Genomic DNA, 25,255 nt, shown 5'->3' on the forward strand with positions numbered 1-25,255 from the left:
CCAAATGTCTGACCGCCCGAATACGCCCCTGTTGGACCTTGTGAACCGCCCTGCGGACCTCAAGCAATTTTCAGACGCGCAACTGCATCAGCTTGCCAGTGAATTGCGGGCCGAGACGATCTCGGCCGTGTCGGTCACGGGTGGACATTTGGGTGCCGGGTTGGGTGTGGTCGAGCTGACCACAGCGCTGCACGCCGTGTTTGACACGCCGCGTGACAAGATCATCTGGGATGTTGGCCATCAGTGCTATCCGCACAAGATCCTCACCGAGCGCCGTGATCGGATTCGAACATTGCGGATGAAAGACGGGCTAAGCGGGTTCACCAAACGCAGCGAAAGCCCATATGACCCGTTCGGTGCGGCGCATTCCAGCACGTCGATCAGCGCGGCGCTGGGCTTTGCCGTGGCGCGGGATCTGGGCGGTGTCACGCCCGAAGGGCTGGGCGACGCGATTGCGGTGATCGGTGACGGCTCGATGTCGGCGGGCATGGCTTTTGAGGCGATGAACAACGCGGGTCATCTGAAAAAACGCCTGATCGTGATCCTCAACGACAATGAGATGAGCATCGCGCCGCCGGTGGGGGCCTTGTCGAACTATTTGTCCCGGATCTATGCCGAAGAGCCGTTCCATGATCTGAAAGCCGCCGCAAAAGGCGCGGTGTCGCTGCTGCCGGAACCCTTCCGCGAAGGCGCCAAGCGCGCCAAAGAGATGCTGAAAGGCATGGCTGTTGGCGGAACCTTGTTTGAAGAGCTGGGCTTTTCCTATCTCGGCCCCATTGACGGGCATGAGATGGACCAGTTGCTGCCGGTTCTGCGTACGGTCAAAGCGCGTGCGACCGGGCCGATCCTGATCCATGTGCTAACCAAGAAAGGTAAGGGATACGCCCCTGCCGAGCAAGCGCGTGACAAGGGCCACGCGACGGCCAAGTTCGACGTGGTCACGGGTGAGCAGAAAAAGGCGCCTTCAAACGCGCCGTCCTTTACTTCGGTCTTTGGCAAGACGCTGGTCGAAGAAGCCGCGCGGGATGACAAGATTGTTGCGGTCACCGCCGCGATGCCCGATGGCACCGGGCTGAACCTCTTTGCCGAACGCTATCCGTCCCGCTGTTTCGATGTGGCCATTGCCGAGCAGCATGGTGTAACGTTTTCGGCTGCACTGGCCGCTGGCGGGATGAAGCCGTTTTGTGCGATCTATTCGACCTTTTTGCAACGTGGCTATGATCAGGTGGTTCATGACGTCGCCATTCAGCGCCTGCCTGTCCGCTTTGCCATCGACCGTGCAGGTCTGGTGGGTGCGGATGGGGCGACCCATGCGGGTTCTTTCGACATTGCCTACCTCGCCAACCTGCCGGGCATGGTTGTGATGGCCGCCGCGGATGAGGCTGAACTGATGCATATGGTCGCCACCGCCGTGGCGCATGACGCGGGGCCCATCGCCTTCCGCTATCCGCGTGGCGAAGGCGTTGGTGTTGATCTGCCCGAACGTGGCGAAGTGCTGGAGATCGGCAAGGGGCGCATGATTCAATATGGCTCGCGTGTGGCGCTGCTGTCTTTTGGCACCCGTCTGTCAGAAGTGCAGAAGGCCGCCGAGGCGCTTTCGGCCCGTGGCATTACGCCTACCATCGCCGACGCGCGATTTGCCAAACCATTGGACCGCGACCTGATCCTTGATCTGGCCGAAGATCACGAGGCGCTGATTACCATAGAAGAGGGCGCCGTGGGTGGGTTTGGCAGCCATGTCGCGCAGCTTTTGGCCGACGAGGGCGTCTTTGATCGCGGGTTGAAATATCGCTCGATGGTGTTACCGGATGTTTTCATTGACCAGGCCAGCCCCGCCGACATGTATGCGGTGGCGGGCATGAATGCCGAACATATCGAGGCCAAAGTCCTCTCGGTTCTCGGTATCGCCACCATCAGTGAAAAACGAGCCTGATACAGTGAGATTGGCACCTTAGGCGCCAACCGTGTTGATCAAGCACTGCGCGCGTCTGAGGCCCGCGATCACATGGTTTTGCCCTCGTGTCAGTTCAGTGCGCGAAAAGCCGCGAAGCGTTTCTTCGCGCGTGGCGATCTTTGTCGCCTCTTCCAGGGCGGGCAGAGGTGGGATCGTCAGGGCCGGATCATGGCGGAACCGATCCGTGCGGTTGAAATTCAAAGGCACCAGAATGCGCGCAAGGGTCTGGATCACCTGATTGGCCGCCGATTCCGGGATCGCCCCGCTTTGGGCGCGCTCATAAAACGCCTCGAGGTCGGCCAGCAGCGCGGCGATGGCTGTTGAGGTTCTGGACAGGTCAAAATGATCAGCCGCTTGCGTCTGATAGTCCGCGATGGTCGCCTGAAACTCGTGCATCGTGGCGCGCCAGTCCATGGGCAGGATGCCCGCATTGGCGTTGCGGAAGACGGCCAGTAGATAGACTTTGATATCGCGCAGCAGAATGTCCTTATCGGCAATCTCGAGCGTATCGTTTTCCGTATGCCACGCGATGTTCATGCCGCAGCCGCCGACCGCATAGTATCCCAACTCTTCCCGATGGGCGTCGGTCATGGCAGAGGACAGCATCAAGTAGCTGGAGATGCCGATATCGTTGAACGAATAGTCCCCTGCGCGATGTGGACGTTCGGACTGCAGCGTTTTGCCGGCGACATCCTTGATGACCTTCGCCAAGAAATCATGCGCTTCGGACATGACCGAGACATTTATGAACTCGGTGGCCCAGCGGCAGCCGGGACTGTCGCAATTCACCTGCGCGACGCAGTTTTCATCAAGGTCCAGCGCAAACGTATCCGAATACCAGGTTGATCCGGCGTATCGCCCGGTCGAATGGCCGGGCCACCAACAGATCTTGACCGTGCGCCTCAGCTTGCCACGATTGGCCCAGAGGACGCGCGCGATTTCCAACATGGTCGCATCGCCCGTGGCATTGTCGCCGACGCCCACATCCCAGCTGTCCAAATGGCCATGGAGCAGCACGTATTTGTCTGGCTCTTCAGAGCCGGTGATCGTGAATTCGGGCAGTTTCGAGGTGAACCAACCCTCTTCCATCTCGGTAAAGATCGTGGCCTCACCTCCGGCTTTGGCAATCTCGATCAGCGCCTTGCCGCTGTCCATATTCACCGCTGCTGCTGGGATTGCGGGCTTGCGATGTAGGTCACTTGCACTTGGGATCCCCCAGATCGTGGTGCAAATCCCCCAATGGATATCAACGCCGGGATTGATGGCGATGACGCCCACGGCACCGCAGCCTTCCATCAAAGAAATGATGGCGGGACTGGCAAAGCCTTCGGTCAGGACAATTTTGCCGCGCACACGGGCTTCCATCTCGGGCCCGGCCTCAAGCTGGCTTTCGAACGCATCCTCTTCGTCCATATTCGTGGTGCCCCGGATATAGACCAGCGGGCCACTAAAACCGTCCGGCGCATTGGCGCTGAATGCCGGAGGTTTGGCACGATAGGTCACGCCTTGTGCTTCGACCCGTGCCTCTCCGGGTAAGCTCAGGAAAAGCTCGGGTTCGTGTACGTTCACTTCGACCCCGTGTTTGGTCAGTCGTTCGACCACCTCATCCATACCGCGATTTACGTCGTGCGGATGCTCGCGCTTGAATGTTGCGAAACTCTCGACCAGAGCCCAAGGCTCATCAATCGCGACCTGGTCAAGCAATGCGGTTTCTTCGGGGGTCATGGGGATCTCCAATGTTTTATTCAGTGAAACACAGTAGCGCTGAATAAAACACTGACGGACAAATTGAATCCGCGCAAGGCCCCCGTCCGGGGGGTGCGCGTGAAAAAAAGTGGAAAGTGCCTAAAACTTGAGCACGTGCCCGGATCAGCCCAATGTCAGCTTTTCCGAGATCTCATTCGCGGCAGTGAGCGCCTTTTCGATATAGCTTGCACGCCGCACCTCATCGAGCCGAACCGACGCGCCCGCCACCGACAGGCCTGCGATAATCTCACCGGCACTGTTCTTGATCGGCGCTGCGATCGAAAAAGCTCCGTCATCCAGATCATTGATCGCCACGTTGTACCCATTGGCCCGGATTAGCAGCAAAACCTCGCGCAACCTGTCCGGGTCGGTGATGGTGTGGGGGCTGAATTGTTCAAGCTTGCTGGCCAGAACACTGTCGCGAATACTGGGTTCGGCATAGGCCAGCAGCAGCATCGAAGCGCCACCAGCATGGAGCGGTCCGCGCCTGCCTGGTTGGGCAAATAGCCTTATACTATGCAGCCCTTCGCGTGTTGCGATGGCAACCGAGGCGGTCGCCTCGCGTATCACGAGGTTCACGTTTTCACCCGTGTCATCGCGCAACGCGTCCATCACCGGACGGGCAACTTGTAACAGCGCGCCTTCGCGCCCAACGCGCTCACCCAAAAGCGCCACGCGATACCCCAGCGAATAGATCGCGCGCTCTTCATCGCGTTGAACATAGCCATCTTCTTCCAGCGTCTGCAAAAGGCGGAACACGATCGATTTCGTCAGCCCAAGCTTGTCGGCCAAAGCTGTTGCGCCGATGCCGGGAGTCTCGGCCAGCGCCTCCATCACGCGCAACGCGCGTGCCACGGCGTCGATGCGATAGGATTTGCGGTCATTTCCGGCTTCTACAGTTTCCTGCGACATGGATTGCTTTGACGCCCTTGCTTTTAATCGAATCTGTGTTTTACTGAATGAACGATAGCAAACCTGTTTCAGTGAGTAAAACAAAAAGAATCCCATGGCGGTGGCGTCAATGGGTGGCCACGGGAAAGGTACTGCACAATAGGCGGCGGATAATCGACCGTCACTATCGAAACAGCCCGCGTGCCCGTGGGCCAACCAACGGGAGAATGACCTTGAAGACTCTTGTTAAGGCCGCTGCAGGGATAGCTGTCGGAGCATCGCTCTGGGCAGCAACCGCCAGCGCACAGGACCAAATCCGAACCATCGAACTTTTGACCCGACCGCAAGCCGCTCAACCGGCCGAGTTTCAGGCGATCCAGCTGATCGCGCAGGAATGGCGCAAGCTGGGGCTGGATGTGAATGTAAATGTCATGCCTTGGTCCCAGATGGCTGATGCTGTCTGGTATAACCGTGACGATTGGGATGTAACTGCGTGGCAGATGACCGGACGGCCCGAGCGGTCGGACCCGGATGAGATCATCTTCAACCTGTTCCATTCGTCTACGGCAGAGAACGGGTATAACTTCATCGGATATGAAAACCCCGAATATGACGCTCTGGTCGAAGAACAGCGTGTGACGGTCGATCCCGAAGCGCGTCAGAAACTGGTGTTGCGAGCACAGGAAATCCTGGACGCCGATCAACCCAACATGATGCTGGTTCACCCGCAGCAGGCTTTTGCCTTTGATAAGACCGTGTTTGACCCTGCAACCGTCGTGGATCAATCCGGCATCGGCATCCGCAGCTATTGGACCTGGCTGGAGCTGACACCCACCGGCGACCAGAAGGACATCATCGTCAACAGCTCGGACAATGTGATTGCGGTGAACCCGCTGTATATCTCGGGCGTGACCGACAACTGGCTGACCGAGTTGATTTATGACCGCCTGTTCCGGGTTGGTCCTGATGGTCTGCCGCAGCCTTGGGCTGCCGAAAGCTATGAATGGCGCGATGACACCACCATTGCGATCACGCTGCGCGACGGTTTGACCTTCCATGACGGCAAGCCGGTCACAGCCGAGGATGTGGTGTTTTCCTACGCGGCCACCACAGGCGGCGAGGCCCCGATGTATGCACCGTTTGGCAGCAATGTGGCCAGCGTTGACGTCGAAGGGGACAACACGATTGTCTTTTCGCTGAATACGCCTTCGGCCTCGTTCCTGACGTCAAGCCTGGCCAAGATCAACATCATCCCGAAACATGTGTGGGAACCAGTTCTGGCGGATCTGTCCACCAAGGATGAGAATGCGGAAAGCTATCAGGAAGATATTCCCATCGGGTCTGGTGCCTATAAGTTTGTTCGCTGGCTGCCGAATGAGGAAATCGTGCTTGAGGCCAATGCAGACCATTTCAATGCGCCCAAGGCCGAACGGTTCATCCTGCGCCTTGTGCCCAATGCCGAAGCCGCCCTTGGGATGCTGCGGTCGGGTGAGTTGAACTTCCTGACCGACTTCCAAGGCGACCCGCAGGTTCTGCTGGATGCGGCTGAACAGGATGGTGATCTCGAGGTGGTCTCAACCGTTGATATCGGTTTCCGCTATGTGGCCTTCAACCTGCGCCGCCCACCGTTCAACGATCCTGCATTCCGCCGAGCGCTATCCGCAGCGGTGGACCGGCGCCTAATCGTCAACGCGGCGTTCAAGAAATTCGCGGTCCCATCGAACTCGGTCGTATCGCCTGCGCTGGAATACTGGCACGCGAGCGATGTTGTCAGCGGGTTTGAAGCAGGCAGCGATGTGGCCAAGGCGATCCTGGAAGAGGCTGGCTATGGCGGCATCGGTGATCGGCTGACTTATCCCGACGGTGTGACGGAAACACTCGCGGACTAACGCCTGTCGGCATGGCGCGGCGGGTAACTGCCGCGTCATGTTTTAACATTAGACCTTATTGGGCCCCTCAGGACCAGCGATGAGCACCCTCAAGCCTTTCCTTATACGAACGCTGCAGCTTTTGCTTGTGCTCTGGGCGGTCGTGACGATCCTGTTTTTGATGTTTCGGCTGATGCCCGGCAATCCGCTGGCCGCCTATATCGACCCGACCTTCACAGCCGAACAGCAAGAGGCGCTTATTCGTCAGTTCGGTCTGGATAAGCCTCTCTGGCAGCAATATTTCACCTATCTGGGCAATCTTTTGCAGGGTGAGCTTGGCGATTCCTTTCGCTACCGCACCCCTGTGGCCGAGCGTATTTTGCTTTTGCTGCCCAATACGCTGATCCTGACGTTTTCATCCCTGATTGTGGCCTATACCTTCGGCATTCTCGCTGGTGCCTGGCTGGCGTGGAAGCGCAACTCGCGGTTCGAGGCCGCGGCCTTGCCCGCCGTTCTGGCCACCCGCGCCATGCCCGAGTTCTGGCTGGGCATGGTCTTGCTTGCGATCTTTTCGTTCTCGCTTGGGTGGTTTCCCGCGGGTGGAACCCGTTCGGCGGGCACCAGCTATGACAGCCTTTGGCAGCTTTATACTTCTGCCAATTTCCTGTCTCATCTGTTTCTGCCGATGATGACACTGGCGATTTATTCGCAAGGCCTGCCGCTGCTTTTGATGCGGTCGAACATGCTGGACGTGATGAAAGAGGATTTCGTCACCATGGCCAAGATCAAAGGTCTGTCGCCCTCGGCTGTGGTGATCCGTCATGGCGCGCGCAATGCGTTGCTGCCGGTGATGACGTCTTTTGCCATTGCGGTCGGCTATCAGCTACAGGGCAATGTGGTGGTTGAAAGCGTATTCTCTTGGCCGGGTCTGGGCCGAGAGCTGGTAAATGCCGTTGCAGCTTCGGACTACCCTCTGGCGCAGGGGGCGTTTTTGATGATCGCCATTGTGGTGATCACCATGAACCTAATCGCCGATCTGCTTTATACCTTCCTGGACCCAAGGATTTCTCATGCCTGATACGACGATCAAGGCGTCTTCGGGTGTGGCGCGCATTTTCGAAGCCATCAAACTGCCGGTTGGCGACCCTTTTGCGTTGGCGGGGCTGCTTATCTATGCGCTGTTTATCGTAACAGCACTGGCTGCACCGCTGATCGCGCCCTATGACCCGACCGAGATCCTCTATACCGCTGATTACGACCTCGCCTCGGACCTTTTGCCGGGACAGGAGGGGCATATTCTGGGCACCACATCGCTTGGGCGCGATATCTTTTCGCAGATTGTCTGGGGTGCGCGGTCGGCCTTGCTGGTTGGGTTCACAGCGGCCTTCATGGTGGCCTTTATCGGCTCGGTCGTGGGGCTGCTGGCGGGCTATTTCGGCGGCCATGTCGATGCGGTCTTGATGCGCTTGGCTGATGTGGCGTTTGGCATTCCGTTTCTGCCCTTCGTCATCGTGATCTCGGCCTTTTCCGAACCGTCGATCTGGAACACGGTTATTGCGATGGCTTTGGTTCTTTGGCGCGACACGGGCCGTGTGATCCGGTCACAAGTCCTCTCGCTTCGGTCGCGCGGATATGTCGAGGCTGCCCGCGTTGTTGGCTCATCCGATCTGAAGATCATCCTGCGCCATATCACCCCCAACATCCTGCCGCTCAGCTTTCTTTATGGCTCTATCGCCATTGGCTGGGCCATCCTGACCGAAGCGTCGATCAGCTTTCTTGGTTTTGGCGACCCGGATGCGATCAGTTGGGGCTTTATGCTGCAGGACGCGTTTGCCAGCCAGGCGTTAGCGCGGCAGGCCTATCACTGGTTCATCCCTCCGGGTCTGGCGATCATCCTTGTCGTCAGCGCCGGGTTCTTCATTTCACGCGGGTATGAAAACCTGCTGTTCCCCAAGCTAGGTCGCTGAAATGGCCGAGACACTCCTTTCGATCCGCGACCTTTCCATCGCCTATGAGGTGGGGTCAAAAGACGTTGTCGCTGTCAGCGGCGCATCTTTTGACGTGCTGCAGGGCGCCATCGTTGGCCTTGTCGGTGAATCCGGGTGCGGTAAGACAACGATGGCCCGCGCTTTGACCCGCGTGATTGCCGACAACGCGCGGATTGATGGCGGAGCGATGCAGTTCGACGGTCAGGATCTGGCGGCCTTGTCCGAACGCGACATGAACGCGCTGCGCTGGCGCGACATTTCCTTTATCCCGCAATCCGCGATGAACTCGCTCGATCCGGTCTATCGCGTGGAATACCAGATCATCGAGGTTCTGCGCGACCGGGGCGGGATGCGTAAGGCGCAGGCGCGGGCACGCGCCGTTGAGCTGTTTGAAATGGTGGGCATTGATCCCGGCCGTTTGCGCGACTTTCCGCATCAATTCTCGGGCGGGATGCGTCAGCGCGCGGCGATTGCGCTGGCTTTGGCGCTGAACCCCAAGCTGGTTGTCGCCGATGAACCGGTGACCGCGCTGGACGTGATCATCCAGCGGCAGATCCTGGATCAACTGCGCGGGTTGCAGCGCGAATTGGGGCTGTCTGTCATCATGGTGACCCATGATATTTCCGTGGTGGCCTATATCTGCGACCGGACCGTGGTGATGTATGCGGGCAAGGTCGTCGAAAACTGCGATACCGCAACGCTTTTGAACGAACCGCTGCACCCCTACACAATGGGCCTGAAGAACGCGTTCCCCGATCTGCAATCTGCAGGCACGGGGGTTTTGACGCCTATCGCCGGCAGCCCTCCGGATTTGATTGATCCACCCAAAGGCTGTCGTTTTGCCGCGCGTTGTCCCTTTGCCACTGATCTGTGCCGCAACACCGAACCCGCGCTGACCGAGGCTGCACCTGATCACCATGTCGCCTGCCACCGCGCCAGTGAGGCTGCTGTGCTGCGCGAAACCGCCAAAGATCCGGCAACCTGGGGGGCAGTCGCATGACCGTACCTCTGATTCAGATGGAGAACGCCCAGCTTCACTACAAAATCGGTAATGCGATTTCGGCGATGATTGGCCTGCCAGCGACAGTCAAGGCTGTGGATGGCGTGAATTTGACCCTAAACAAGGGCGAAAGCGTCGGTTTGCTGGGGGAATCGGGCTGCGGCAAAACGTCGATGGGGCGCATCCTCGTCCGGCTGGAAGAGATCACAGGCGGGTCGGCACAGTTTGACGGGCAAGAGATCAAGGATCTTACGGGCGATGCGTTGCAGGCGTTCCGCAGCCGGTCGCAGATGATCTTTCAGAACCCGTTTGACGCTGTGAACCCGCGTTACTCGATCCGCAAGACGCTGGAAGAGCCCTTGGCCAATGCCCGCATCCCACAGGCGGAATGGCAAGGCCGCATCGTCGAAGTGCTGGAGCTTGTGGGCCTGGGTGACCCAACGCAGTTTCTTGAACGCTTTCCGCATCAGCTGTCCGGTGGGCAATTGCAACGGGTGGTGATGGCCCGAGCGCTTATTCTAGAACCTGAATTTGTGGTCGCGGATGAGCCGGTCTCGATGCTGGATGTATCCGTGCGCGCCGGTGTTCTGAATGTGTTTCGCGATGTACGCGACCGGCTGGGACTGACGGCGATCTATATCAGCCATGATCTGGCGCTGGTGCGTTATGTCTGCGACCGGACAATCGTCATGTATCTTGGCAGGATCATGGAGGATGGGCCAACCGAAGACATTGTGCACGCGCCGCTGCATCCCTATAGCCAGGCCTTGGTTGCTGCTGTTCCTACGCCCCATGTTGACCAAAGCCATGATCCCCTGCCCATCGGTGGCGGCGCGCCCGATCCGCGCAATCCACCTTCGGGCTGTGTTTTTCGGGATCGTTGCCCCCGGGCGCAGGCACGCTGCGCCGAAGAAATCCCCTTACCGCGCCCCATCGGAACACGCCGCGTCGCGTGCCATTTCGCCGAAGAATGACGCGGGCAGACTCATATACCAGATCTGCGCCAATGCGCGCGAAGGGCCTGTTAGGCCCTGTTTTCAGCCTATCATACGGGAGAGGACCATGAACAAGCCGTCACGGCTCAGCGAAAAGGCGCTGTGCGATCCGGTCTCGCTTGAGATCATCCGCGGGGCGATTGCTGCCGCGCAATCCGAGATGGAAGCGCTGATCGAGCGCACCGCCATTTCCGCCTTTATTCGCGAAAAAAAGGATTTCTATACCGCTTTGTTTGACGGCAACGGGACGATGGCGGTCGGCTCGATGGTGCCGATCTTTGGCGACATGACACGGCCCGTGCTTGAGAAATTTCCGATGGAGACTATGCAAGAGGGTGATGTCTATTGGTACAATGATTGCTATGGCTCTTACGGTGCCATCTCGCATTCCAATGATCAGGTCTTGCTGGCCCCGGTGTTTCGTGACGGGCGCGTTTGCGCCTTTGTGATGAGCTGGGCGCATTTTGCTGATATCGGAGGTCTGCGCCCAGGATCGATCAGCCCGGATGCCACGGATATCTTCCAGGAAGGTGTGATGATCCCGGTCACCAAAATGATCGAGGCCGGTCAGGTCAATCAGGCGGTTCTGGACATCTTTCACCGCAACTCGCGCTATCCTGACCAAAGCGAAGGCGACATGCGGGCGCTTATGGCCAGCGTCGAGCTGGGCGTGCGCCGGGTGGGTGAGATTCTCGACCGGTTTGGCCCTGATGTGACCGAAGATGCTTTGGCGCAGTTGTTGGAGCGCACCCGCAACCTTGTGCGCGACAAGATGGCCGAGACCTTCGACTATGGAACTCATTCCTTTACCGATGCGATTGACACGGATGGACATGGCAACGGGCCTTTCCATATGCGGTTTTCGCTGACGCGGGAAAAAGGCGCAGACGGCCAGGACCGCTTTACCTTTGACGCGCGCGACAGTGATGATCAGGCGCCGGGCCCGGTTAATTACCTGATGAACAAAGGAGTGCCCGGCATGGCGCTGGGCCTGTTTTACTTGGGGGGCGATTCCAGTCAGGTCTGCAATGCGGGCGGCCCCAATGCGCTGGACGAGGTGCTGTTTCGCAAGGGCAGTTTCCTGCAACCAGAATACCCGGCCCCGCTGGGTTTGCGCGGCCTTACCGCCATGCGGATGATTTCAGCGATGTGCGGCCTGCTCAACGCCGGTGGCGGAGAGGCACCTGCCGCTAATTCAGCCTATGTGGTCAATATCATGCGCGGGACATATCGTACCAAAAGTGGCGCGTTAGAGCCTTATTTGCTGGCCGATGGCATTGGTGTTGGCTATGGCGCGCGGGCAACGGCGGACGGGATTGATGCGGTCTATTTTGTTGCTCAGGAAAACTATCCGGTCGAGTTTCTGGAGGCCGGTTATCCGGTCACGATGCGCAGCTATGGGATCGTAGCGGATTCTGGCGGTGCGGGCCGGTATCGTGGCGGCTGCGGGATCGTGCGCGAATATGAGATACTTGCCGAAGAGACCATGGTCGCCATCCGCATCGACAGCGTCAAGAACCCGCCCTGGGGCATTCACGGCGGCAAATCCGGCCGGCATGGCATTGCCATTGTGAACCCCGGCACACCGCAGGAACTGCGGCTCGACCCGCTCTCGGACGGCAATATGCTTAAACGCGGGGATATCTTGCGTATCGAAACAGGCGGCGGGGGCGGTTACGGCCACCCGTTCGACCGGCCTGCTGAAACCGTGTTGCAGGATGTCCTGAGCGGTTTTGTCACTGCTGATGCTGCGCGGGCCGAATATGGCGTTGTTGTCTCAGAGGATGCCATTGACGTCCCTGCCACCAACGCATTGCGGGCTAAACGCCCAGAAACGCGCCGTTTTTACCGACAGGAGTATGTCGATGCCCTCGTCTGATATGTCCTTTGACCCCTCTTTTGCCGTTGCTGTCGATATCGGTGGGACCTTCACCGATATCTCGCTGATGGACAGGGTGTCGGGCGCGGTTTGGCGGGCCAAGACCGCTTCGGTGCCCAGTGACCCCTCGCAGGCCTTCATGACCGGTGTGAACATGGTGCTGGAACAGGCGGGCATCAGCGCGCAAGAGCTGTCAGGCGTGCTGCATGGCACAACCGTTGCCACCAACATGATCCTTGAGGGCAAGGGCGCACGCACCGCTTTGGTGACCACGCGCGGCTTTCGCCACGTGCTTGAGATCGGGCGGCAGGACATTCCGCGCCATGCCAATCTGTTCACCTGGGTCAAACCCGCGCGACCCGTTCCGGCGGACCGCATTCACGAGGTGGATGAGAGGATCGGCACCGGCGGTCATGTGTTGCAAGAACTGGATGAGGCCAGCGTCACCGCTCTGGTCGAAAAGCTGCGCGCCCAACAGGTCGAAGCTGTCGCCATCTGCCTGCTGCACGCCTATGCGAACCCGGATCACGAAAAGCAGGTGGCACGGCTGCTGCGCGCCGCTTTGCCCGACGTGGCGATCACCTGTTCCACGGATGTGCTTCCGGTGGTTCGCGAGTTCGAGCGGTCTTTGGCCACTGTTCTGAACGCAAATGTCATGCCCGGCGTGTCCACCTATATCTCACGGCTGGAAAACCGGCTGGCTGAGGCCAAGGCCAGCTCACCCTTGCTGCTGATGCAGTCAAATGGCGGTGTTGCAGGGACTGAGGCGATCCGAACCGCGCCTGCGCTTACGGCCCTGTCAGGGCCCGCAGCAGGGGTGGTTGGTGCCGTTGACGAAGCCGCATCCTGCGGGATCAAGGATATCATCACAGTGGATATCGGCGGCACATCAGCCGATATCTGCCTGATCCGCGACGGGCAAGTAAACCTGACACAGCAGGGCAAGGTGGGCGAATGGCCGCTTTCTCTGCCGATGGTGGATATGGTGACCATTGGTGCAGGTGGCGGGTCGATCGCGGCAGTCGCCAATAACACGCTGTCGGTCGGCCCCAATTCGGCTGGTGCGCGTCCGGGGCCTGCTGCCTATGGTCATGGCGGGGTCGAGGCGACGGTCACCGACGCGCACGTCACTTTGGGTAACCTGCCCCACGCGCTGCTCGGTGGTGCGATGTCACTCGACGTTGACGCAGCCAAAGCCGCCGTGACCAACAACGTCGCACGCCCCCTGGGTTTGACGCCCGAAGACGCGGCGCGCGGGATCCTGGCCATCATGAACAACAATATGGTGGGCGCGGTGCGCACGGTCTCGGTCGAGCGGGGCCATGATCCGCGAGACTTCACTTTGGTGCCCTTTGGCGGGGCGGGTCCCTTACATGGCTGCGCTTTGGCAGAACTGTTGGGCATTCGGCAGGTCATGATCCCATCGGCCCCCGGGCTGCTGTGTGCCGCTGGTTTGCTGGCCGCAGATATGAAGGCCGAATTTACCCGCGCACTGCCAATGCCGGGGCCTGTTGATCAGGATGCTGGCGACAAGATCCTGTCCGAATTGACCCAAGATGCCGTCACTTGGATGGAACATGAAGGTATCGCCCCTGATCAACGAAGCCTTCAGGCGCGCGCGCTGATGCGCTTTCACGGGCAGGGCGGTGAGATCGCCGTGGATTGGGGCAGCACCGCGCAAGAGACCGAGGCCCGCTTTCGCGACGCACATACGGCGTTGTATGGCTTCATACTGGACGCCCCGATTGAACTGGTCACATTGCGGATCGAGGCCATTGGCAAAACAGAGCCGGTGGACAGCCCAAAGCTTGCGAAAACCGACCTGCCCGAACCCTTGCAGTTTCAAAAGGTGGTCTGGCCAGAGGGCGTTGTCGAAACACCGATCTATGACCGCGCCGCGCTGGGCGCTGAGGTGGTGATCAAAGGCCCGGCCATTCTGACTCAGCTGGACACCACAGCCATCATTGCCCCGGGCTGGGTGGCTACGGTTCATCCCTCGGGCGCAGTGCTGCTGACGAAAGAGACCACATGACCCAAACCCTGTTTGACCATATCGACCAAAATGCCGACAGCTTCGTCGAACGCGTCATGGAATATGTGCGGCATCCGTCGATTTCGGCCCATGATATCGGTATTCGGGATGTGGCGAACATGCTGGTCGCGCATCTGGAAGGTCTGGGGTTTGACGCAGGGCTTGTCGAGACACCCGGGCACCCGTTTGTGCTGGGGCACGCGAAGGTTGACCCGCAAAAGCCGACGGTCCTTCTTTATGGTCATTACGATGTGCAGCCGCCCGATCCGTTGGATGCGTGGATCAGTCCTCCGTTCGAGCCGACACTGCGCGACGGCCGGATCTGGGCACGCGGCATCGGTGACAACAAAGGTCAGCATTTCGCGCAGCTGTTGGCCATCGAAACGCATCTGGCGGTGAACGGCTCTTTACCTTGTAACATCATCTTCTTGCTGGAAGGCGAGGAAGAGATCGGTTCGCCGCAAATCGCTGATTTTGTGCGCCAGAACAGGGATCGTTTGCAGGTCGATCTCGTGGTGACCTCTGATGGGCCTCTGCACGAAAGCGGGGCACCGGTGATTACCTTTGGTGTGCGTGGCGTGGCCTCGTTTGATCTTGTCGCCAAGGGGGCCGCGCGCGATGTGCATTCGGGAAATTACGGTGGCGTCGTCCCCAATCCGATCTGGACGCTGGTGCAATTGCTGGCCACGATGAAAGACCCCGAAGGCAACATCACCGTCGAAGGCCTGACCGAGCCGGTCATCCCGCCCACCAATCTGGAACGCGACGCCATCGCGCGCTTGCCCAATGACGAACAGGCGGTGATGGAGGATCTGAAGCTTGACCATATGGATGGTCCTGTGGATCGCCCCTATTGGGACCGGCTGATGTTTCATCCAACCCTGACGATCAACGGGATGCACGGGGGGTATGGCGGTCCAGGCAGTAAAACGGTGCTGCCAAATGAGGCCATTGCGAAATGCGATGTCCGGCTGGTCGAACCGTTGACCCCGGATTATGTCTTTGAACGGATTGAGGCACATGTCGCACGCCACGCGCCCGAGGTTGAGGTTGTGCGGCACAATGGGATGTTGCCGTCAAAGACCCCGCTCGACAGCCCGTTTGCCAAACCTCTGCGCGAAGCGATTGTTGCCGCACGTGGGGTCGAGCCGTTGATCTATCCTACGGTAGGCGGCTCACTGCCTGATTATGTCTTTACCAAGATCCTGGGCAAGGATGCTTTCGTCATTCCTTATGCCAACGCGGATGAGGCCAACCATGCGCCCAACGAAAACCTTGAGGTCGTTCGGTTCATCGACGGTATCAAGACCGGTGCTGCGGTTCTTGAGGCTTTGGGTCGATGTCAGGCCATCTTGGGGTCAGCGACCCACACCGAATAGACGCGCCGAGGTGGCCTGATCGGCGACGATATTGGCGCCGTTCAGGGCATAGGCGGCATCCGATAGCAGGAATACCGCAAGCGCACCCATGTCGTCGGGCGTTGGTACCGTGCCATTGGCTTGCCAGCTTCGAAACATTTGGTCGATTGCGGGGTCTTCAGCGGCTGATGCCGCGCGTTCGGTCATAGTAAGCCCCGGTGACAGGCAATTGGCGCGGATGCCTTGTGGCCCAAGGCTCCAAGCCATGGCGCGGGTGGCCGCGACGATCGCACCTTTGGTGGCAGCGTAGCCTTCGAAGCCGTGATCCGTTGCGTCGGCATGGACCGAGGCGATATTGACCAGCGCCCCTTTGGTGCCGTCCTCTGCCATGATCCGCGCGGCGGCCCGACAGCCCACCAGAACCGAGCGCTGGTTTACACGGTAAAGCTTGTCCCAATGGTCGATATCCGCCTCAAGGAACGGTGCCATTTCGGTTATGCCCGCATTGCTGACCAGCCCATCCAACCGCCCCTCACGCGCTCTGACGTCTTGAATGGCTTCGGTCAGGGCCTGGGCGTCGGTGACATCGACCTGCATGGCTTCGGCACCAGCGCAGCGGATCCGCCGCAAACCGTCGGATGAGATGTCAAAACCGGTCGCACGCGCGCCAGCGCCAATGACGGCTTTTAGGATCCCCAAACCGATGCCCGCAGCGGCCCCTGTTACGATGATGACTTTATTTTCCAGTGATCCGCTCATTTGACCGCCCCTGCCGTCAGACCCGCAACAATACGTCTTTGGAAGATGATGAACATGACCAGCAAAGGCAACGAGCCCAGGACGGCCGCAGGAAACAGCATGTCGGGTTGCACGTTTTGATTGCCGACAAACCGATAGACCGAGATGGTCACAGTGAACTTGTCTTTGTCGGTCAGCAGCAGAAGCGGGTACGTGAAATCATTCCACACCATCAGCATGACAAACAGCGACAACGTGGCCGTAGCAGGCCCTAACAAGGGGCGAATGACGTACCAGAACACCTGCCAGTCTTTGCAATTGTCAAGCTTGGCGGCTTCGAGCAGCTCTTTTGGGATCGCTGCGATGAAGCCGACATAGAAGAACACCGCAAGTGGCAGGTTCAGCGCCGTGAAGGCCAGGATGATGCCTATGTAAGTGTCCAGCAGCCCGAGGTCGCGAAAGATCACATAGATTGGTGTGATCGTCACAAAATTCGGCGTTGCCAGGCCAAGCGCCACCAGCATGATGAACAGCCGCGAATACCGGCCTGTATTGCGTGCCAGCGGGAAAGCAGCCATCGATCCCAGAAGCGCCACAATGACCGTGACGGAAACCGTGATCCCGACCGAGTTCAAAACCGACCGCAGATAATTCATCGCCTCAAGCGCGTTGGCATAGTTCGACCAGGCAAAGCTTGTGGGCAAAGCAAGCGGTTGTTGAGCGATTTCGGTCGCGGTGCGAAAGGACATCGCGATCATGTAGAAAACGGGCAGCAGCATCGCCACGACCAGGCCGATGATGGCAGCGTTCAAGGCAAACCGCCCGGTGGTTCTGGCAAGTTGGAGCATCACAGCTCCTCCTTGCGGCGAAGATACCAGTTTTGAATGACCGCCACAGCCACCACGATGACCAGCATGACAACCGACAGTGCCGAGGCAAAGCCGAAACGGTAATTGCCGAACAGCTGCTCGATGATCTCAAGACTGAGGGTTCGCGTTGCCCCGTCCGGCCCGCCCCGCGTCATGATGAACGGCAGTTCGAACGTCTTCAGCGTCCCGATGGTCGATAGAATGATGTTGATGGTGAACACCGGCGCGAGAAGTGGAATTTCAAGATATCGAAACCGCTGAAAGGATGAGACATTGTCAAGCCGCGCGGCCTCGTCAATGTCGCGCGGGATATTGGCGTAGCCTGCCAGAAAAATGGCCGTGGTGTATCCGGTGAACATCCAGACATGGGCCACAGCGATCGCATAAAGCGCCGTGGACGGATCGCCCAGCCATCCCCGCGCCAGCCAATCCAGCCCCAGCATGTTCAGCATCGAGTTCAGGCCACCCGAAAACGGGGAATAGATGAATTGCCAGACATAGCCGACGACAACAAAGGACATCATCGCCGGTGTGAACAGGGCCGCGCGGGAAAAGTTGCGGATGGCGGGCAAGCGGTGCAGCAAGGCCGCCAGAACCAAGCCAGCCAGGGTTTGGACAGACACCACAAAGACCGTGAACTTGACGGTCACCCAAAGCGCCTCGGGGTATCTGCTGCGGCCTATGATACGTTCATAGTTCTTCAGACCGATATTTTCCGAAACGCCCACGCCCGTGAAGTTGGTGAAACTCATCTGGAACGTGAGCAATATTGGATAGACAAAGAACACGCTCAAAACAATCAGAGCGGGCAGGGTGAACATCACCGCAGAGCTTCTAGATACCATTGTCCTCGTTCCAGTGAGAAGACGCGTTAAAACGCGTCTTCAACTGCCTCGTCCCAACGTGTCAGAACGTCTTCGCTTGGCTTTGACGGGTCAAGCAGGAAACCGGTCAGGCTGTCCCAGATCTCACCCTCCAACGGTTTGGGCCATTGCAACAGTGCAAAGGGATAATTGATGATACCGCCTGCGCTGCGCGCCGCATCGTAAGGTGCGGCCTCGGCCGGGGTGCCGCTGGCACCGTCGTCAAAGGGCGAATAGGCGGATTCGGCATCCAGCATGACCTGAAGGTTCTCGGGCTGGGCAAACCAGTCCACAAAAGTGCGCGCAGCGTCTTTGTTTTCGCTGCCAGACGCGATGGACCAGCCGATGCCAAACAGATCAAGCGCGACGCCCGATGGTTGCGAGGTCGGGATAGGTCCGAACGCAAAGTTCAGCCCGTCGATCTGCTTGAAAGCCGCTATGTTCCATGCGCCCTGCGGCATCATCGCAAAATTGCCACCCTGAAATTCGGTCAGCGCCGTGCTCCAGGGATCCAGCCCCGCCTGCAGCGACGGATCAAAACAGCGGGCGTCAATCAGATCGCGGATCAGATCGATCCCCTGGTTGAATGCAGCGTCTTCGGCAAATTTCGCGTCACCTGATCCAAGCGATGCGGCTGCGTTGGTTGTTGTCTCAAGCCCGTTTGCGATCAGAAAGAGAGGTGCCTGAAAGCCGCCCGTAAAGATCATCGGGTTGATCCCCTCATCCGCAAGCGCACCGCAGGCTGATTTCAGTTCGTCCAATGTTGTGGGCATTTCCTCAACACCGGCCTGGGCCAACAGGTCCATATTGGCGAAATTGCCCATACCAATAACTTCGAGCGGCATGATGAAAGCGTTGCCATTCAAGGTCAGAGCCGCCTGCAGGCTTTCGGGAATACGGCCATACCATTCGGAATCTGTACCAAGGTTTTCCAGCAGACCGGCGTTGCCCCAAACCTCGACCAGCGGCATATCAGTCATCATGACGTCTGGTGGATTTCCACCCTGCAGGCGCGGCGGAATGATCGTGTCGGTATCCAGACGCCCAATGTAGCTGAGTTCGACATCAATATCGGGGTGTTCCGATTCGAATTTCTCGATCAGTTCGGCCAAACCCGCAGGCTCTGCCTCGTTGCCTTTCCAGGCGGTGACATCCAGTGTTACAGATTGACCAAAGGCCATTGATGCGGTGACTGCCAATATCGAACTCGCAGCCGCCAAAGCCGTGCGCTGTTTCATGGTTTCCTCCTCGTTGGGATCCGCTGGTTGCGAATCTCTCGTCACGAAAATAGCATCATTTCTAAAAAATCGTCGATTATTTTTTTCATTTAGTATATATTGTGGTTCACACCACTGATAATCTGTTTTGAACTGAAGTTGGTGTGCCTTATGGTATATGCCTGCGGAAAATCGGGCCACAAATACTAATGAAGCGGAGTGCGTATGACGATTGAGCTGAAAACAGGCGACGAACAGACGGCCACGCTTTACCAGGCAATACTCGATGATATTTCCAGTGGAAGGCTTGTCGGCGGCCAGCGTTTGAAAATCTCGGCACTGGCAGACCGGTTTGGTGTCAGTGCAAGCCCGGTGCGCGAAACGTTGCGGCAGATGCAAGGCGAGGGCTTTGTCGAGATCCACCCCAATCGCGGTGCTACAATCAAACTGGCTGATGCCAGCACGATCCAGAACATCTTTGAGGTTCTTCAGCTGCTAGAGCCTTACTTCGTCAGTTGGTTCGCCGAGCATGCCCGCCCTGAGGACGTCGCGCGATTGAGCGAAATTCAAGAGAAAATTCGAACCTGCGGTGACGGCAACATGCTGAAATTCCGCAAGCTTGATTTGCAGTTTCACAGCGTGATCTGTCAGCACCATTATAATGACGTTGCCGCTGAAACGTGGAAACGACTGCGCACGGCGCTGAACGTTCACGCTGCGCCTCTGCGCATCAGTCAGGGGCGGTTGCGGAACATTCTGAAAGAGCACGATGATCTGATCGAAGCGTTTCGTCAGAATGATCCGGAACAGGCGGATCGGGTGATCCGCACCCATGTGGACGGGTCGTTTGTGCAGATGTCGCAGCAAATGCGCGCCTTGGGGCTGTGACCTCGGGTCTGAGTACCCGGATGTGACGGCTCGCGCCGCGGATTCTCTAACTTTGACCGACTGACTTTTGCCTTTGTGCATTTTAAGTCGATTATTGCGAAAAAATCATCGACGATTTGTAATGTTTCATATTATTGTTTTTAGCATTCGATTCGACGAACTGGGGAGGAGTGACGGTCGTGGGTAGCCTTGGGCTCTTTGAGCACGGCAAGCAGGTCGGGTAATGCCAAAAGGCCAACCGAACGTATTGCTGATTACAACGGACCAGCATCGCGGCGATTGCATGGGCTATGGTGTGCGAGGTGTGAAAACACCGCATATTGATCGTCTGGCAGAGACCGGGACACGGTTTAATACCTGCATCACGCCCAATCCAATGTGTCAGCCCGCGCGCGCGGCAATTCTGACGGGCAAGCTGCCTTATTCGAACGGTGTGCGCGACAACGGGCGCAACCTGGATGAAGCTTTGGGGCAAGACGGGATGGGTGGCGTGTTTTCACGCGCCGGGTATCAGACCCATTTCATCGGCAAGGCACATTTTTCATCAAATGAGACGTTTGACGCAACCGGGCGTCCAGAATGCTATACGTCGACCGCAGATTTCCCGGCGGATTGGTGCGGGCCGTATTTCGGATTTCAAATTGTTGAACTAACCCTGCGGCCGCATCATCACTGCGCGTGGAACGATCCCCCCTATACGTTGCATTTCGAGAACTTTCTGAACGGTGACGGGCTTGGCCGTGCGCGTTGGCAGCGTGCGAAAGAGCAGGCGCCGCCGGCTACAGATCATCCACAAGCCTGGCGAACCCCTCTGGGTGATCGCTGGCAATCCACAACCTGGATTGGTGACCGCGCTGTGGATCTGATCGAGAACAAGGGTGAAAAGCCCATATTTTCCTGGATTTCATTCCCCGACCCGCATCCGCCGTTCCTGGCCTCGGAACCTTGGTCGCAGATGTATGACCCGCAGGACGTCGTCATCGCCAAAAGCAGATCGCGAGATCTTGAGGGCCGCCCATGGTGGCACAGCGCTTTCTTGAAACACCGGCTTGCAGGCGACGTTGAGCGCGAAAATGCGGAAGGTGGCAAAAACTGGAGCGATATGGGTCGGTTGGACGAGGCCGAATTGCGGCAGATCACGGCGATTTACTTCGGCATGATCTCGGCGGTTGATCATCAGGTCGGTCGGATCGTCAAAGCACTTGAGGACACGGGCGCGTTAGAAAACACCATTATTGTTTTCGCCAGCGACCATGGCGAATGGCTGGGGGATCACGGGCTCTTGCTGAAAGGGCCGATGCTCTATGATGGGTTGCTGCGTGTCCCTCTGGTGATTGCGGGGCCCGGCGTCCCGCGCGGACGGGTGATCGACGACCCGGTCTCGACCCTGGATCTGCGATCGACACTGGCAGAACTGGCTGCAATCGACGCGACGGCAGACAATGGGCGTTCGCTGGTGCCCGTCATGACCGGCGCGGAACGCCGTGACTTTGCTTTGAGCGAATGGGAAGTCGATGCGGAACGCAGTGGTGTTTCGCTGGACCTGCGCACCGTCAGAACGCGTCGCCACCGGATGTCGGTTGATCTGAGCACCGGTGCAGGTGAGCTTTACGATTTCGATACCGACCCCTCTGAGACAACCAACCTATGGTCCGATGCGTCGCACAGACCGCTGCGCGATGAGTTGATGGACATGATCCACAGACGACCAGACGACATGATTCCGGCAGCCCCACGCGTGGGCTGGCATTGAGAAGGACATGGAATGACTAAGATTGCCGCAATTGAACCTCTTTTGGCCCGGGTCGGGATCCGTAACCAGCTTTTGGTCAAAGTGACGACCGAGGACGGTTTGTACGGGTGGGGTGAATCGGGTCTTTCCTGTCGTGAAGGCCCTGTTGCGGCGGCTGTCGAACATTTTGCCGAGTTTCTCGTTGGCAAGGATTCACGGCAGATCGGGCGCATTTGGCAGGAAACCTATCGCAGCCAGTATTTCGAAGGCGGTCGCGTTCTGACGGCGGCAATGTCTGCCATCGACATCGCCCTTTATGACATTCTGGGCAAACGCCTTGGAGTTCCTGTGTATCAGCTTCTGGGTGGTAAACAGCGCGATGAAATCCCCACCTTCCCAAGCTGTCAGGGCCGAAACGTCGAGGAACTGCTCGGCAAAGCCAGAGTTCTGGTGGACGCTGGCTGGGATTGTCTGCGCATCTACACTGGCGAGTTCGACGGGAATGGTGAATTCGACCCAAGGCGCAATCTGAACCGCGCAGCAAACGAATTGATCGCGTTGCGCGAGGAGTTTGGTCCAGAGCTTTGTATTGGCATCGACATGCATCACCGGCTTTCGCTGGCCGAGGCCGCTGATTTCTGTGCCCGGCTGCCTCAGGGTACTTTGAATTTCCTGGAAGAGCCCATTCGCTCGCAGACGCCAGAGGCTTATCGGACGTTGCGTGGCATGACGAATATTCCGTTCGCCATCGGTGAGGAGTTTTCCTCGAAATGGGAGGCGTTGCCCTATATCGAAGGCGGCCTGACGCAATATATGCGGCTCGATATCTGCAATATTGGTGGGTTTACCGAAGCGATGAAAGTCGCGGGCTGGTGCGAGGCACATTACGTCGATCTGATGCCCCACAACCCGCTTGGCCCGGTCTGCACCGCGGCCACGGTTCATATGGCCGCAGCGGTCGCAAATTTCAGTTGGGTCGAAACCAGGCAGGCTCAGACTGAGTCCCTGGGTTTTCACGACCCCGAGATTTTCCCGGTTCAAGTTCCGCTGGAAGGGATCACCTACAAAGTGCCGGATCGACCTGGTCTTGGCGTCGAGGTGGACGAAGAGAAGGTTCGGAACTCGAAACCCGAACATGTCGAGCCGCCGCATCTGTGGCGGCCCGATGGGTCTGTCACCAACTGGTGACACACACGCATTAGGAGGAGGAGAAAAGATGAGTTTGGATTTTGGACATTTACGTCCGTTGGTTACGGCGCTTTGCCTGACCGCAGCGGGCACGCTGCCGGCTTGGGCCTATCAAGAAGCGCCGGCGCTGGCCGAAAAAGTGGCCGCGGGGGAGTTGCCACCGGTTGAAGAGCGGATGCCCGATGAGCCGATGGTGATGGAAACGCTCGACAGCATTGGCGAATATGGCGGCACCCTGCGCCGTGCGATCCTTGGGGGCGGTGATCAGCACAACATTCTGCGCCAGATCGGAACCGAGCTTTTGGTGCGCTGGAGCCCCGATTGGAGTGAGGTGAAACCCAATATCGCCAAAAGCTGGACGGTTTCGGATGACGCCACGACCTATACGTTCGAACTGCGCCCGGGCATGCGCTGGTCGGATGGTGAGCCCTTTACCGCCGACGATATCATGTTCTGGTATGAAGTGTTTCTGGACGAAAGGCTGACGCCGTCGAAGCACGCGAATTTCGTTGATGCCAGCGGTCCGGTGCAGGTCACAAAGCTTGGGGATTACACGGTTGAATTCAAATTCAACGAACCGAACGGTCTTTTCCTACAGGCACTGGCCTATGGGTTCGGCTACCCACCCGTAGTCTATCCCAAACACTATCTGAGCCAGTTCCACATCGACCACAATCCCGATGTTCAGGCGCTTGTGGATGCCGAACCGGCAGCGACCGATTGGGTTTCTCTGTTCAACCTTAAAGCGGGCCCGATGCATACGCCTCTGTTCTGGCAGAACCCGGATCGCCCGACATTGCATCCGTGGAAGGTGAAAAACGCCTATGGCTCGGTCGACCGTGTTGTGGCCGAACGGAACCCCTATTTCTGGAAGGTCGATGAAGAAGGCAATCAACTGCCCTATATCGACGGCCTGACCTGGGATCAGGTTGAAGACGCCGAGACCATACTGTTGAAAGCCTTCAACGGTGAGATCGACTATATGGCGCGTCATATCGGTCGCCCGGTGAATCTTGCCGCTCTGACCGATAACAAAGATCGTGGCCAGTATGGTTTCTTTCAGGTCGGAGACATTCCCGGCAGCCAGACCGCCTTGCTGTTGAACCTCAACAACCCCGATCCGGTGAAAAACGAGATCGTCAACACGTTCGAGTTCCGCCAGGCGCTGAGCCATGCGGTGGATCGCCAAGAGATCAACGATCTTGTGTATCTGGGTGCTGGCCGACCGGTTCAAACCGCACCGCACCCGAACGCACCGTTCTATAACGAAGACTGGGCGACACGGTATACCGAGTTTGATCCCGATCTGGCCAACGAACTGCTCGACGGTATCGGATTGGATCAACGCGATGCGGATGGCTTCCGGCTGGGGCCCGACGGCAACCGGTTTACACTGGTCTTCCTGGTCGCGGATGTCTTTGGGTGGCAATACCCGGATGTGGGCGAGCTGCTTCAGGGATATGCCAAGGATGTTGGCCTTGATTTCCAGATCCGTGCCTCTGACCGGTCGCGTTTGCAGGAAATCGCGTCAGCCGCCGAACATGACGCCTATATCTGGAACTGTCCCGGTGGACTGGTTGATGCCTATGTCAACCCGTTCTGCTATTTGCCGCGCGGAGGTGCTGTTTACTGGGCCCCGAAATGGGCTGATTGGGGGACAGACCCGAATACCGGGATCGAGCCACCCGAGCACATCAAAGAGCTGTTCGAGATCTATCGCGGTGTGACATCGACCAGTGACCCGGTAGCGCAGGAAGCGGCCTTGCTTGAGCTGATCGAAAAAGCGAACTCGCAGCTGCTGACCATTGGTTTGATCCAATCAAACGGGGCCTTTGGGATCGTGCGCAACAATGTGCGCAACTATGTGGATCCGATGCCCATCGCCGGTCAGCTGTGGACGCCTGCGCCCTATACCTCGCAGGTGTATTTCGAAGGCGGCGCCAACCTGCCCTAAACGCCAATAATTGCGTCCGGCCCATCCGGGCGTGATTTCTGCGGGGTGAGCGTGTCCTCCATTAGCTCACCCCGTGTTATAACTGCGCTGCACCG

19 protein-coding genes are annotated in these 25,255 nt (G+C 58.2%); 13 read left to right on the forward strand and 6 right to left on the reverse strand.

The annotated features are described in order from the left end of the window. Positions 1-4 precede the first annotated feature (4 nt). Positions 5-1,933 carry a 1-deoxy-D-xylulose-5-phosphate synthase gene (gene dxs, locus GOV38_RS06715; RefSeq protein WP_171208547.1) on the forward strand — a complete coding sequence of 643 codons (1,929 nt, stop codon included), beginning with the start codon at positions 5-7 and terminating at the stop codon, positions 1,931-1,933. Positions 1,934-1,951: 18 nt separating this feature from the next. Here the strand turns inward: dxs and GOV38_RS06720 are convergent, their stop codons facing one another. Continuing rightward, positions 1,952-3,679 (reverse strand): M28 family peptidase, encoded by a 1,728-nt coding sequence (locus GOV38_RS06720; RefSeq protein WP_171208548.1) that lies wholly within the window; start codon positions 3,677-3,679, stop codon positions 1,952-1,954. A 144-nt stretch (positions 3,680-3,823) separates the two neighbouring features. After that, positions 3,824-4,612 (reverse strand): IclR family transcriptional regulator, encoded by a 789-nt coding sequence (locus tag GOV38_RS06725; protein WP_171208549.1) that lies wholly within the window; start codon positions 4,610-4,612, stop codon positions 3,824-3,826. 206 nt (positions 4,613-4,818) lie between these two features. On the opposite strand from GOV38_RS06725, the gene GOV38_RS06730 reads away from it, so the two are divergent. From GOV38_RS06730 to GOV38_RS06765, 8 genes are all read left to right on the forward strand, one after another. Beyond that, positions 4,819-6,480, forward strand: a complete 1,662-nt coding sequence (locus GOV38_RS06730) for an ABC transporter substrate-binding protein (protein ID WP_171208550.1) — start codon at positions 4,819-4,821, stop codon at positions 6,478-6,480. Between the two features lie 79 nt (positions 6,481-6,559). Continuing rightward, positions 6,560-7,537 carry an ABC transporter permease gene (locus tag GOV38_RS06735; protein ID WP_171097662.1) on the forward strand — a complete coding sequence of 326 codons (978 nt, stop codon included), beginning with the start codon at positions 6,560-6,562 and terminating at the stop codon, positions 7,535-7,537. After that, a complete protein-coding gene (locus GOV38_RS06740; protein WP_171097663.1) occupies positions 7,530-8,426 on the forward strand; it encodes an ABC transporter permease in 897 nt (298 codons plus the stop codon). The genes GOV38_RS06735 and GOV38_RS06740 overlap by 8 nt, the downstream gene beginning before the upstream one ends. Before the next feature lies 1 nt (position 8,427). Beyond that, positions 8,428-9,447 carry an ABC transporter ATP-binding protein gene (locus tag GOV38_RS06745; protein ID WP_171208551.1) on the forward strand — a complete coding sequence of 340 codons (1,020 nt, stop codon included), beginning with the start codon at positions 8,428-8,430 and terminating at the stop codon, positions 9,445-9,447. Then, a complete protein-coding gene (locus tag GOV38_RS06750) occupies positions 9,444-10,421 on the forward strand; it encodes an ABC transporter ATP-binding protein (protein ID WP_171208552.1) in 978 nt (325 codons plus the stop codon). The genes GOV38_RS06745 and GOV38_RS06750 overlap by 4 nt, the downstream gene beginning before the upstream one ends. A gap of 88 nt (positions 10,422-10,509) precedes the next feature. Then, a complete protein-coding gene (locus GOV38_RS06755) occupies positions 10,510-12,321 on the forward strand; it encodes a hydantoinase B/oxoprolinase family protein (protein WP_171208553.1) in 1,812 nt (603 codons plus the stop codon). Next, positions 12,308-14,353, forward strand: coding sequence for a hydantoinase/oxoprolinase family protein (locus GOV38_RS06760; RefSeq protein ID WP_171208554.1), 2,046 nt, complete (start codon positions 12,308-12,310; stop codon positions 14,351-14,353). The genes GOV38_RS06755 and GOV38_RS06760 overlap by 14 nt, the downstream gene beginning before the upstream one ends. Further along, positions 14,350-15,732 carry a M20/M25/M40 family metallo-hydrolase gene (locus GOV38_RS06765; protein WP_171208555.1) on the forward strand — a complete coding sequence of 461 codons (1,383 nt, stop codon included), beginning with the start codon at positions 14,350-14,352 and terminating at the stop codon, positions 15,730-15,732. The genes GOV38_RS06760 and GOV38_RS06765 overlap by 4 nt, the downstream gene beginning before the upstream one ends. On the opposite strand, the gene GOV38_RS06770 is transcribed toward GOV38_RS06765, so the two are convergent. The 4 genes from GOV38_RS06770 to GOV38_RS06785 are packed head-to-tail and all read right to left on the reverse strand — an operon-like array spanning position 15,712 to position 19,419. Continuing rightward, the gene (locus GOV38_RS06770; protein WP_171208556.1) at positions 15,712-16,470 is read right to left on the reverse strand and encodes an SDR family NAD(P)-dependent oxidoreductase; all 759 of its coding nucleotides are present in this window, start codon (positions 16,468-16,470) and stop codon (positions 15,712-15,714) included. The two genes, GOV38_RS06765 and GOV38_RS06770, sit on opposite strands and share 21 nt — an antisense overlap. After that, complete coding sequence (locus GOV38_RS06775; RefSeq protein ID WP_171208557.1) at positions 16,467-17,297, reverse strand: carbohydrate ABC transporter permease; 831 nt, start codon at positions 17,295-17,297, stop codon at positions 16,467-16,469. The genes GOV38_RS06770 and GOV38_RS06775 overlap by 4 nt, the downstream gene beginning before the upstream one ends. After that, positions 17,297-18,163 (reverse strand): carbohydrate ABC transporter permease, encoded by an 867-nt coding sequence (locus GOV38_RS06780; protein ID WP_217352067.1) that lies wholly within the window; start codon positions 18,161-18,163, stop codon positions 17,297-17,299. Before GOV38_RS06780 ends, GOV38_RS06775 begins: the two co-directional genes overlap by 1 nt. Before the next feature lie 26 nt (positions 18,164-18,189). Further along, entirely contained in the window at positions 18,190-19,419 is a 1,230-nt protein-coding gene (locus GOV38_RS06785; RefSeq protein WP_171208558.1) for an ABC transporter substrate-binding protein, read from the reverse strand. 204 nt (positions 19,420-19,623) lie between these two features. On the opposite strand from GOV38_RS06785, the gene GOV38_RS06790 reads away from it, so the two are divergent. The 4 genes from GOV38_RS06790 to GOV38_RS06805 all read left to right on the forward strand — a co-directional run bounded on the left by GOV38_RS06790 (position 19,624) and on the right by GOV38_RS06805 (position 25,160). Then, a complete protein-coding gene (locus GOV38_RS06790; RefSeq protein ID WP_171097679.1) occupies positions 19,624-20,286 on the forward strand; it encodes a GntR family transcriptional regulator in 663 nt (220 codons plus the stop codon). 223 nt (positions 20,287-20,509) lie between these two features. Beyond that, positions 20,510-22,039 (forward strand): sulfatase, encoded by a 1,530-nt coding sequence (locus GOV38_RS06795; protein ID WP_171208559.1) that lies wholly within the window; start codon positions 20,510-20,512, stop codon positions 22,037-22,039. A gap of 12 nt (positions 22,040-22,051) precedes the next feature. Beyond that, positions 22,052-23,206 (forward strand): mandelate racemase/muconate lactonizing enzyme family protein, encoded by a 1,155-nt coding sequence (locus tag GOV38_RS06800; protein WP_171208560.1) that lies wholly within the window; start codon positions 22,052-22,054, stop codon positions 23,204-23,206. Between the two features lie 28 nt (positions 23,207-23,234). Then, positions 23,235-25,160: an ABC transporter substrate-binding protein gene (locus tag GOV38_RS06805; RefSeq protein ID WP_171208561.1), complete on the forward strand. Its 1,926-nt coding sequence runs from the start codon at positions 23,235-23,237 to the stop codon at positions 25,158-25,160. The last annotated feature ends 95 nt before the right edge of the window (positions 25,161-25,255 follow it).

It is taken from the genome of Ruegeria sp. HKCCA5839, assembly GCF_013035585.1.
Taxonomy (GTDB): Bacteria; Pseudomonadota; Alphaproteobacteria; order Rhodobacterales; family Rhodobacteraceae; genus Ruegeria.